Source organism: Polaromonas sp. P1_F2 (assembly GCF_056405735.1).
Window position 1 is genome coordinate 38111 of record NZ_JBFUBN010000012.1, and the last position, 11722, is coordinate 49832.

At 58.0% G+C, this 11722-nt stretch carries 6 protein-coding genes; 3 read left to right on the forward strand and 3 right to left on the reverse strand.

Annotated elements, in window-relative coordinates:
* Positions 1–7 precede the first annotated feature (7 nt).
* Both AC1D0O_RS20465 and AC1D0O_RS20470 read right to left on the reverse strand, forming a co-directional pair.
* Entirely contained in the window at positions 8–805 is a 798-nt protein-coding gene (locus AC1D0O_RS20465) for a hypothetical protein (RefSeq protein WP_477655326.1), read from the reverse strand.
* Positions 806–823: 18 nt separating this feature from the next.
* Positions 824–2056, reverse strand: coding sequence for a hypothetical protein (locus AC1D0O_RS20470; protein ID WP_477655327.1), 1233 nt, complete (start codon positions 2054–2056; stop codon positions 824–826).
* 352 nt (positions 2057–2408) lie between these two features.
* Here AC1D0O_RS20470 and AC1D0O_RS20475 point away from each other — a divergent pair, with 352 nt between their 5' ends.
* From AC1D0O_RS20475 to AC1D0O_RS20485, 3 genes are read left to right on the forward strand one after another with little or no spacing between them, the layout of a single operon-like run.
* Positions 2409–4607, forward strand: a complete 2199-nt coding sequence (locus AC1D0O_RS20475) for a TonB-dependent receptor (RefSeq protein ID WP_477655328.1) — start codon at positions 2409–2411, stop codon at positions 4605–4607.
* Positions 4608–4630: 23 nt separating this feature from the next.
* Positions 4631–7480, forward strand: coding sequence for an ATP-binding protein (locus AC1D0O_RS20480; RefSeq protein WP_477655329.1), 2850 nt, complete (start codon positions 4631–4633; stop codon positions 7478–7480).
* Positions 7473–10310: an ATP-binding protein gene (locus AC1D0O_RS20485; protein WP_477655330.1), complete on the forward strand. Its 2838-nt coding sequence runs from the start codon at positions 7473–7475 to the stop codon at positions 10308–10310. Before AC1D0O_RS20480 ends, AC1D0O_RS20485 begins: the two co-directional genes overlap by 8 nt.
* Before the next feature lie 36 nt (positions 10311–10346).
* Here AC1D0O_RS20485 and AC1D0O_RS20490 read toward each other — a convergent pair whose 3' ends face one another.
* Positions 10347–11666, reverse strand: coding sequence for an MFS transporter (locus AC1D0O_RS20490; RefSeq protein WP_477655331.1), 1320 nt, complete (start codon positions 11664–11666; stop codon positions 10347–10349).
* Positions 11667–11722: the final 56 nt, after the last annotated feature.

Consider the following 11722-nt stretch of genomic DNA (forward strand, 5'->3'; position numbering starts at 1 on the left):
TCTAGATTTATAGCTCCCGCAATTTGCGGAGTGCCCGTCGCGCCGTCTCATCGATGACCTCGAAAGGAATCCGGGCATGTTCATCGCAGTCGATCGCGCTTTGCCTCGCCTGTTCGAAGGCCGCGCACATGCGATTGCCCTGAGGGTCCTCGAGACTTGCATGCACTCGTATATGGAAGTGTCCGGACGTCCAAGCCGTTTTGGGTCGAAATTTCCAATGCCGTTCCCCCTGCGACAAGATCGCGCGCCCTTCCACGCGCCGTCCGTCCGAGGTTGACACCGCAATCAGGTCCTTGGCGTTCGCATTCAGCGCGGCAGGAAACTGGATTTGTAGTGGCTCGCGACCGCCAGGCTTGGGTAGCAGCAGCCGCCACGCCTGGGTATCGATCCGGGCATGAATAGCAGGTGCTACGTCCCACGATTTTTTTATTGGGTGAGGAAGCTGAGGATCGGCAATGGTCATGGTGACACGTTGACCGTCCCGAAGCGCCAAGCCTGCTTGCCTATTCGGGCCGACGCCTGTTTTAACGCGGCCGGGATGCATCAGTATGGCAATTCGCTTCCCGTCTGGGCTGACCAGCGGGACGTCGTAAAAAGCGCCGGCTATTGGATTTCCCCTATCATCCGCCAGCGAAACGCGGGAAATGTCCAACACCGCTTTAAGGGGCCTGTCCAACACGAGTTCGATCCGCAGGAGATTTTCGGGCACGCTTTCGCCCGAAGGCAGTATCTTCGGGGCGCTGCTCGCAGCCCCCGCCGCCATTGCGGTGACGATAGCCAGTGCCGATGTCAACACCACTCTCATAAGCTGCCCGCTTCTTTCTCACTGAGCCAGCTCAGGAAATCCTTCAATGGTGCGAAAATACTTGTGGTAGCCGCTCCACTTGTCGTTAGGCGGGTATTTGTAGTCTTTGAAATCGTATTCGTTGACGAAATCGCTCACACGCAAGTAGGCCCCTTTGGGTATGGACACCAGCTGCATCCGCCCCGATGGATCGTCGCGCCGGAGCGCCAGAAAAAGCTCCTTGTTAAGGTTATCCAGCCGCATCACAGCGGCCATCGGCGCCATGATTGCCTTGACCCCGCGATAGGGTTCCGTGGGCCAATTGATGGGTGTGTTCAAGCCTGGCTTGGCAGCGACTTCCGAAATTGCCGAAAACGAAAGTAGATCTGCAGCGCGGCTGGTGTTGGTGATCAGGGCATAGTTTTCCTCCCCAGCGCTGAACGTGACAAGCCCGGTCGGCGCGTTGCCCCAACCAAGTTCACCTACGGTTTTTCCGGTAATGTGCGTACCGGCCTTCAGATCGGCCAATGGAATTGTGACGAGCGGCGTGCAGGTATAAGCGGCGACCAAGGTGGGAATGCCCGACAGTGAAATGATGGTCATTGCACGAATAGGCGCCCGCGTTTCGATCTGATCATGCACAGGGTGGTAAATCTCAATGGTCGTAGCTGAAGGCTTGCCAGTGAATGGGTAGTCGTAAACACGCAAAGTGGATGCGAACTCCTGGTTAGACAGCCCCGCGACATACAGTTTGTTCTCATAAAACTTCATGTCGGTAACCGTCAGGCTTCGATATGGCAAGCTCCGCCAGAAGGTGGCATCTCCGTCTGGAAGGTCTGTAATCGGAGTGGACTTTTGGACGACATTCGCCAGATTAATCTTTTGAACCTTGCCCGCTGAGTTAATCGTCACCACTGCAGGCTTGGTTGTCGCGTTGTCCTGTTGAATGGTCACTGCAACGTACGCAAGGCCGGTGCCCGGCTGTACCACCATGTCCTCAAACCGAAGCGAATTTCGCCTCACGCGCAGCGCACCGGCGATTGGCCCTTGGATGTCGCTCAGATTGAACGGCGCGGGGCCATCAGCCTTTGCAGTAGAGATCGGGACGGTTACGGCATGGATGCGCGCATTTTTCCAATCCGCAATAAACAGGGTGCTCGCATCGCCAAAAGTCAATTTGGTGGCAGAAGCGATGCGCTCACCAGCGAGCGTCCCGTTTGTCTGAGATAGCAGCGCTATAGCCGCCAGTACTAGTAGAGGCTTGAGTGTCATATCGGCCTTTTTACAATTGGTGGATGAAATGCGTTGAGAACTGCGCGGCGTTCGGCAATCCGCGCCAGGCAACTATCTCGCGCGCGGCCCGGCTAGGTCTATCGGCCAGGAGACCCCTTTTGGCTACCTCTTTTGGATGGAGCGGTCTCGGCGGTACCGGGCACATCGCCGCTGCGAGCGGTGTTGCTGTTTAACAACCTTTTCGCACCAAAACGGCTTCGAAATCGCCGGAAACGTCCCCCGTTTAGGCTGTTTCCAAATCAAATTCACAACGATTAACACCGCACGTAATGCAGCGCTGCATCATTCTGGGTGAGTGCTGAAAATGGACTAGCTTGGCGGCAATTCAAGAATGCAAAATAAAACATATTGGGCGTGCAAAGGTGTGGCAGCGGGACTGCTTACGCCGTTACTGATGGTCTCAGGGTTGACAGAAGTCAGTGCGCAAGGCCTGCCGGTCGAAGATTCAGGGGCGACTTCATCTCTCAAGGAAGTGGTGGTGACCGTTGAGCGCCGCGAAACGGTGTTGCGCAAAACGCCGATGTCTGTGGGCGTGGTGGGCGAGGCCGAGATCGAGGCCAAGGGCGTAGCCCAGCTTAGTGACTTGGTGGCTTTGGTACCTGGTGTAGCAGTGCCGAACGGCTTTAGCAATCAGCCGCAGGCCGTAGGCATCCGTGGGGTCGGCGTTTCATTGCCGGCCATGAGCCAGGCTGTGGGTATCTACGTCGACGATGTGCCGCTTGTGCGCGGCTATGCCAACGCCTTGTGGGACCTGCCCGACATGGAGCGCATTGAAGTGCTACGCGGGCCTCAAGGAACTCTTTATGGTCAGAATCTAACGGCCGGCGCGGTGAAGCTCATCTCTGCCGATCCTACCGCTGAACGCTCGGCTTGGTTATCCGCGGGCTTTGGCAGCCAGGGGGCGAGAGAGGTTCATGGTTTTGCAACCGGCGCCATAGGCGGAACGGCCGACGCGCCTACAACCGCCAGCATCGCATTCTCCCGCCGCAGCAACGATGGATTTGGCTACAACGCCACCTTGAATAAAGACGTTAACAAGCTCGACGCCACGCAATTTCGCGCGAAATTCCGATGGCAAACATCCAGCGGAAACAGCGTGGTGTGGTCCATTGACGGCTTGAAAGACACATCGGACACCAACACATCGAACTTTCCTCTGAATGATCCAAGAGCGGCCCCACGCGTCACTTTTACGGCGGTGGACGCTGGCGCCTTCCGACGTATTGCAGGGGGTACGTCACTGAAGATAACAAGCCAAGTTAACCCGGACACCGTGTTCAAGTCCATCACGGCATTGCGCGGCTACCGCGATGACCCGACGGTGGCCGACTTCGGCGGACTCGCTGTGCAGCGGTACACATTGTCCCAGACCGTGGAACAGCGCACGCTGTCTCAAGAATTGCAGTTGCAGCGCGACGCCGGCGCAAACCAGTGGACGGTGGGGCTGATGTTTATCGCGGACAACTTCGCATTCGATCGTTTTCTTGCGGTGACACCACCCGGTGCACCAGCTTCGAGATACACCGAGGCACAGACCTATCAGCAGACACGCGATGTCGGCCTTTATGGCCAGCTCCGGCATGCGCTTTCAGCCCAAACCGCACTCACAATGGGCTTGCGCGCATATCACACCCGGGAAACCGGGTTCAATCGGTTCTGGCTGACGCAGGCTCAACAGGTGCGAACGACGCAGGTGTACGACGCCAATAACCTGTCTACCTCGACAAGCGGCCTGCTGCCTCGTATTAGTCTTGAGCATCAGTGGACACCCGACGTCTTCCTCTACGGCAGCTACACCAAAGGCGCAAAATTTGCCGGCTTCAATCGCGCCGCCGAGTCATTGCTGTCCGCGCAGGTAGCTGCCAATCCTGAGCGTGTCACCACCTATGAGTTGGGGGGCAAGGGGCGATTTTTTGACGGCAAGCTCACAGCCAGCGCCGCGTTGTTCTACAACCAGTACCGGGACTACCTGGCATCGCTGTCCAACAGCACTGTCAATGGGGTATTGGTAACGGATGCCGTGCTGGTCAACGCGGGCAGGGCCAAGACTTATGGCTTGGATCTGGAACTGGCTGGTCAGCTGGCGCGCCAAACTCAATGGACACTGGCGGCAGAATTTCTGCAGGCGCGATTTGATCAGTTTGCAAACCCCACCGGGGCCGCTACAAGTAACTTCACCGGTAACGACCTGCCATATGCGGCTCATGTGTCATTGAGTGCCAGCCTGCGTCACGTGGAGCCCATATCAGGCGGTGGGGCCTTGGCGCTGACGGGCAGCGTGCAATACACTGCCCCCCAATTCACCGACGTGGCCAACACGCCCGACCTGAAGACGCCGGAGCAGACCTATGTCAATTTGGATGCCACCTACACCGAGCCAAACGGGCGATGGAGCGTGTCGCTCAGGATTAAGAACCTGCTGAACAAGACTTATGCTCTCGTACGCACTCGTATTGCTCCGGTAGGGGTCGATTCGGTGTTCTATAACGCTCCACGGACCGCCTTGCTAACCGCAAGGTACAGTTTCTAGGCCTTATCGCCTCAGGAATTCCGATGATAGACGCGCGCGATACTTCTCCGGATACAGCACTGTCGTTCGGCCCGTTCCTGCTTTATCCGCATCGTAAGCTGCTGATCGAAGCCGGCAAGCCGGTTCGGTTGGGAAGCCGAGCCATGGATTTGCTGATCGTCCTTGTTGACCGGGCGGGCGATGTCGTCAGTCGAGAGGAACTGGAGTCTTACGTCTGGCCCCGCACGGTGGTGGAGGCCACCAGTCTGCGCGTGCATATTTCCGCGCTGCGAAAAGCGCTCGGCGATGGCGGTGTCAGTGAACGCTACATTTTGAACGTACCCGGCCGTGGATACAGCTTTGTCATGGCCATCAAGCATGCCGTCGAGCCTTCGCTCTCAGCAGCAGCTGTGCCCAAGGCTGCTCCTGCGGTCGCGCATAACCTACCGGTGCGACTATCCAAGGTCATAGGGAGGTCCGACGCGGTATCCGAACTGCACAAACATCTGGAGGCCAAGCGATTCGTCTCCATCGTAGGGGCCGGGGGTATGGGCAAGACCACCGTGGCGCTTGCGGTTGCGGAAGAGCGACTGGCCAACTATGTCGACGGTGTGTGGTTCGTGGATCTCGCGCCTCTCACCGACGCCGCCTTGGCTTCGAGCGCCTTGGCGACCGTCTTGGGGGTCTCGCTTCCAGCCAGCGACCCGTTGCTCGCATTGCGGACCTACCTGGCTGAACGCCGGATGCTGATCGTCCTGGACAATTGCGAACATGTGATCGACGGTGCAGCGGTGCTGGCCGAGCATATCGCCAGAAGTGCGCCAGGCATCCATTTGCTCACGACAAGCAGAGAGCCGCTTAAATCCGAGGGTGAATGGGTATACCGGCTGGCCGCGCTTGGCCTGCCGGACGCGTCAGTCTCCGACAATCTTGAGCAGGCCATCAAGTACCCTGCGCTGCAGCTCTTTATCGAGCGTGCCGCCGCTGACAATGATCGCTTTGCAGTGTTGCCCGATAACTATCCGCTGGTGGCGCATCTGTGCCAGCAATTGGACGGCATGCCCTTGGCTATTGAGCTTGCAGCCGGTCGCATCGACAGCCTTGGCCTGCGAGGCCTTGTCAATAGACTTGATGACATGTTCAGGCTGCTGCGCCGGGGGCGCCGCACCGCGTTGCCCCGTCATCAGACGCTGCAGGCGCTGCTGGATTGGAGTCACGACCTGCTCAATGAGTTCGAGCGTATCGTGCTGCGGCGCCTGTCTGTGTTCAGCGCATCGTTCGCTCTGGAATCAGCAATCAGCGTTGTTTCGTTCGATCACGTCGGACCCTCAGACGTCATTGATAGTCTTGCCAGCTTGGCAGCAAAGTCGCTTGTGGTCACGGATACCAGCGGAAACGTCATCCAGTATCGCTTGTTGTCAACCACTCGCATTTATGCAAAGGAAAAGCTTGATGGTAGCGGTGAAGCTCGGCAACTTGCACGCCGTCATGCGCAACACTTTCAAGCATTCCTCGACCGCTCCCGCATGCAGAAAACCGAAATTCCGCGTGCGGAATGGATGGCCATTTACGGCACTTGCCAAGATGACGTGCGCGCCGGTCTTGACTGGGCATTCTCCCCCGAGGGTGATGATCTTCTTGGCGTGATGCTGACATGTGCCGCGCTAGAACTGACTTACGAACTGGGAAATTACGATCTTCACCTTCATCGCGTAAAAGTAGCCATGGAGGTCATGGAAAGGGTAGCCGCGCCGCCCCCTGTCCTTGAATTGCGATTGCTCGCCTCTTTGTGCTTTTCCAACGGCATGGCGGTCAGTGATCCAGGAGGGGAGGACAAAATCTTCTCCTGCATCAACGCGCTGATTGAGGAGACCAACTCGCCTCGATATACCGTGGAGGCGCTCTACAGCATGTGCGTCTGCTCGTTCGGGTCTGGAAACTACAAAAAATCCAAGGAAATCGCTGAACGCATTGGTCAGATAGCTGAGCATCCTTACGACCCCTCTGCCAAGCTGCTGTCGGACCGCTTCATGGTGCTCAATTGTCACTATCTTGGTGAGAACCAGCAAGCTCGAGCGATCATTGAGCGTGTACTGGAGGATCCTGTCGACCACCCCTCCAGCCGGTATTACCATCAAATCTCCCCGCAGGTTTCCATGCGCATCATGCTGGCGCGCATCCTCTGGATCCAGGGGCTCGTAGACCAAGCCGTTGTGGTGGCTGAGCATGCCGTCAAGCTGAGCGTTAGTGAACACCCGTCGGCCTATTCTTATGCCATGACCTTCGCAGCAGTGCCAATTGCTATTTGGCGAGGTGACGCCCGGGCAGAACTGTTACTGAGTTCGTTGGGACAGCATGCCGTGCGCCATCCGCAGAGCTATTGGCAAGCGTGGCACCGCGTTTTGCACATGGGCTGGGCTATGCATCGGCGTCCCATGGGAGCCAACGACGTGCTATCGGCGTTGAAGGATTCGTCCAACCCAGTCAGCGTGGACATGCTAGTCACGCTATGTGCTGATCTGGTCACTGCGGATAGCGTGCTCCGCGCCGAAAACGACATGGCTGGTTGGTGCGCGCCTGAAGTCCTGCGCGCGCAGGCTGAGGGCTTATACAAGCAAGCAGGGTCTTCTGCCATCGATGAGGCCGAGCTCATCCTGAACCGAGCCTTGCAATTGGCACAACAGCAGCGCGCGTTGTCGTGGGAACTGCGTTGTGCGCACAGTCTGGCCAGGTTGTGGAGGGTTCAGGGGAAGCTGGACAAAGGTCAAGCGCTTCTGGCGCGGACCCTGAATCAGTTTTCGGAAGGAGCAGAGACCGCCGACCATATCGCTGCTCGCATGCTGATGCGTGAGCTGGAGTCGCAACTGGCGGACGGCACTGCACAACATGCCTGACCAAAGCGATATCGACAGCCGCAAGGCCGCCGTCGGCGGTCTCGCCTACGGACTCTATCAGTGGTTTGCTGCGGCGAGCGAGCTCCGTTTTGACGGGAAATTGCTGGCGTTGGATGGCGGGGATCTAGCAATCATGTCTGTCCTGGTCGAACAGGTCGGTGGAGCGGTGGGCCGATCTGCGCTGGCCAAACACATAGGCGCCTTGGACGCGGGGAGCAGCAACCGGTTGTGGTCCCGGGTGGCTGGGCTAAACAGGCGTTTGAAAGCGCTGTCTCCGGCTTCGGGCTATATCGCGTTCCACCCCGCACAAGGATTCAGCCTCGTGTTGCCCGGTTCGGCTGGAATAAACCCCGTCGACGGACCTGAAAACGCTCCACGCCGGTCACCGCGCCTACCCGCTAGGCGCGCACCGGTATTTGGGCGCGAAGAGGCCATTCACCAGGTTGCCACCAAGCTGTCTCAGCACCGCTTGGTCACCGTCCTGGGGGCGGGGGGTCTGGGAAAAACGACCTTGGCCATTGCTACGGCACAAGTGTTGAGCACGGGCTATACCGACGGCGTGAGTTTCGTCGACTTGGCACCCATCATGGAACCGCGGCTGCTGGTAAGCGCCATCGCCTCGGCCATGGAAGTAGACATGGTTTCGGATGTATCGGTCCTGATCAATCTGATACGCGGAAAGCATCTGTTGCTGGTGCTGGACAGCTGCGAACACATCGTGGAACCCGTGGCGAATCTGGTCGAGAAAATCTTGTCGGCGTGTCCGCAGGTCTATGTCCTCGCGACCAGTCGAGAGCCGCTGAAGTCCCTCGGTGAGCGTCTGCACCGTCTGGATTCGATGGGTTTGCCCGATATCGAGAACCACCTGTCGGCGAGCGAGGCGCTGACCTTCCCGGCCATTCAACTATTCGCCCAGACCGCGCGTCAAAGTGCTCCGGAGTACCAATTAACGGACGACAACGTCGCATCTGCGGTGGCCGTATGCCGGCAACTGGATGGCATACCACTGGCGATCGAGCTGATCGCGGCTTACGCGCCCAGTCTGGGAACCGAGGCGCTTGTGGGCCAGATGCAAATGCACTTGTTGGCCCTTGCCAACCCCGTCCATCAAGGACCTGAGCGCCACCGAACCTTGGCCCGCATGTTGGACTGGAGTTACGGATTGCTTTCCGGGCTGGAGCAGACAGTGTTACGCCGCCTGGCCATCTTTCCACGGGGCTTCCATCTGGATGCAGCCAGTCGGGTGGTCTCGTTCCAAGAAGACGACGTCGACGAAATTACCGAAACCATACTGAGCCTAATGGCCAAGTCGCTGCTTGCCAGCAGCGACGCCCGAGGCCACGCGGTGCTTCGATTGCTGGATACCACCCGCGTTTACGCAAGGGAAAAATTAGCGCTGACTGCCGAACACGACGCGGTGGCACGGCAACATGCACTGTATGTGCGCGATGTCCTGCGCGATGCCGAGAAGGCGTGGATGACTTTACCGAAACAGGAATGGCGACGAACCTACAGCTCCTATGCCGACGACTTGCGGGCCGCGTCAAATTGGGCCTTTTCCTCTAGGGGTGACATTCGCCTCAGCCTGGAATTGACCTTGTCGGCAGTCGCACTGGCAACCCAGACCACGCTGCTGCCGGAGTATGACGAGTGGGTCAACAAAGCGGTGGAAGCTCTCCCTCGAATACCTGACGCCGATCCGGAGATGGTGATACGCCTGTTGTCCATTCCATTGATGCTGCCACACAAGCTGCCACAGAACGAGCCGGTGTATGCAGAGCGTTTGAACCGGGCTATCGCCATGGCGTACGCTGCCGACATGCCCGATCTGGCTGCTGCTCCCATCATCGTACATTTCAGCACCACGCTTCAGATGGCCGCATATGTCGAGAATGAATATTGGTCGCAAGAGATGCTTCGTGTGGCAGCGGTTGCAATGGATCCGGTATGCAAGCTGATAGGCTCCAGGATGTTGGCGCAGTCGCTGCATTTTCAGGGGCGCTACGCCGAAGCGGCAAAGCCGATCCAGTATGTGTACGCCAACCAGGCACTTGGAATTCCGATTAAGTACTTCGGGTCTTATGTCGCGATAGGTGTTTCGATCCGTATCGTCATGGCCCGGGAGCGATGGATCATGGGGATGCCAGAGCAGGCCGAGGAATTTGTTCAACAGGCCCTGGCTCTGACTCACGATGACAATCCGGCAGAGCTTTCACAGGTCTATGCGCTAGCGGCTATTCCCATCGCGATCTGGCGAGGGGACATGATGGCAGCCCGCACACGACTAGCTTCCTTGCGAAAAGTGACGCGCAGCTTTAACTTCGGTTTCTGGCAGGAGTGGGAAACGGCCTTCAGTCTTGCCATTGATTCTGACGGCGAGGTATCTTCCGAGCTTCAAAGTCTGGTGGAGTCCACTGATCCGTCCAGGGCGAAGATGCGCGACCACTTGTGCACTTTCAACCCTGCCTTGCTGGGGCAGGACACGCTCAAGCGCGTGCGTGCCGGATCGGTCGGGTGGTGTGCTCCCGAGGCGCTGAGGAGTCAAGCAGAGAAATTGCTGCAATCCGGTGATGTTGCAACTTTCCCGTCTGCAGGGTCGCTACTAATGGAGGCTAAAGGGTTGGCAAGGCAGCAAGGTGCACTGGCTTGGGAGCTGCGTGCGACAACGAGCTTGGCACGGATGTGGGGCTTAAGCGGTATGTATGAGGAGGCGCACGAAGCGCTTTTGGCAATTCACACGCAGTTCCAGGAAGGACTGGACACCAGCGACCTGCGATCTTCAGCGCTGCTGTTGGCGGAACTGGCGCAAAAAAGATCGGCTTCCAACTGAGTTCTCAGCGCCGAGGGTCACACCTCGCGCCATGGCTCAGACTGGGTCAAACTTCAGCAGAGCGAGGGTGGCAACGAGCGCAACAGCAATGATTGAAAACATTGCGACGGGTCCTGCGCTTTTCAGGACCGGCAGCAGCACAAATGGCAACAACGCGGCACCTACACGGTTGAAAGTCCACGCGGTGGCGATCGCCCAGGCCCTGATGCGGGTGGCAAACAGATCGGCCACATACAAGTTCAAGGCCGGAACGTACAAAGCAAAACAAATACTGAAAAGCAGGCTGGTAGCGGCCAGTGGCAACAGGGTTTGGCTAACGGAGAATATGGCACCGGACACCAGCATGGTTGCAGCGCATACCGCCAACACCAATCGCCGCGGCGCGTGATCCACGACGGCCGAGGCGATCAATGTCCCGATTGTCGGGCCCATGGTGGAAACGGCGATGTACAGCAAGGTATCGGAGAGCTGGAAGCCTTTTTGTACAAGCAAGGCACCCGACACCAGACCGAACCCGACGCTGAACCACGGACTGAGGAAATTGAGCAAATACACCAGAACCAAACGTACGCCATGCCGGGTGCGAGGTGTTTGCCAATCTGCGGCCTGGTGGATTGATGGTCTGTCGCTCACGGGGGAACGAAGCCTGATAACGGTCCGCGAGTTTTCCCAGCGCGACGGGCTTGCATACGCACGCTGGCCCGGTGTCTGTCTTTGTGTACCTTCCCGCAGCCATTGGGGCGATTCGGGTAGCCACAGGAAAAATACGGCAGTGATCGCCGCCCCCAACGAGCCGGCGATAAAAGCCCAGCGCCATGACTCCATTCCTAGAGGCTGAAGTGGCGCCATCTCACGAATCAAAAAGATGCCCAGTGGCGGGCCCAGGAAGGCCAGCGCGGAGACGATAAACAACAGCATGCCCCGCCGCGAACCCGGCATGATTTCAGCCATGTAGGCCACCATCAATGGCGGGAACGCTCCGAGCGCGACTCCGGACAAACCGCGGAAAATTCCGAGCGGCAACGCCCCCGCGCTGTATGCGGCACCGAGCGACGCCAGTGACAGCCATGCCAGGCTGCCTGCCAGCACAAGCCGTCGACCATATCCGTCAGCCAGCCAACCACAGGTGGGTGCACCGATGATGGCGCCTATATACACAGATGAAAGAAGCCAGGCAAGTTGCGAACCGGGTATCTGATGAGGTGGCGCTGAAAAAACGGCGGACAGAACACTGCCCATTGCTATTTCGAACAGATCAAATGCAAAAGCAACAACACAAACCAGCAATGCGACCACTTGCAGGCGGGAAATGCGTTCGGGAGATGAGGCGATGCTTGCGTTGGAGGTCAATGGCATTGGAGAGTTCGGTTCATACCGGTCAACGGAGTCGCATGATAACGTGTAGCTATTGA

Bases quoted from the DNA above. Each gene is read 5' to 3' on its own strand.
- AC1D0O_RS20485 (WP_477655330.1), top strand. From the start codon at position 7,473: ATGCCTGACCAAAGCGATATCGACAGCCGCAAGGCCGCCGTCGGCGGT.
- AC1D0O_RS20470 (WP_477655327.1), bottom strand. From the start codon at position 2,056: ATGACACTCAAGCCTCTACTAGTACTGGCGGCTATAGCGCTGCTATCT.
- AC1D0O_RS20480 (WP_477655329.1), top strand. From the start codon at position 4,631: ATGATAGACGCGCGCGATACTTCTCCGGATACAGCACTGTCGTTCGGC.
- AC1D0O_RS20490 (WP_477655331.1), bottom strand. From the start codon at position 11,666: ATGCCATTGACCTCCAACGCAAGCATCGCCTCATCTCCCGAACGCATT.
- AC1D0O_RS20475 (WP_477655328.1), top strand. From the start codon at position 2,409: ATGCAAAATAAAACATATTGGGCGTGCAAAGGTGTGGCAGCGGGACTG.
- AC1D0O_RS20465 (WP_477655326.1), bottom strand. From the start codon at position 805: ATGAGAGTGGTGTTGACATCGGCACTGGCTATCGTCACCGCAATGGCG.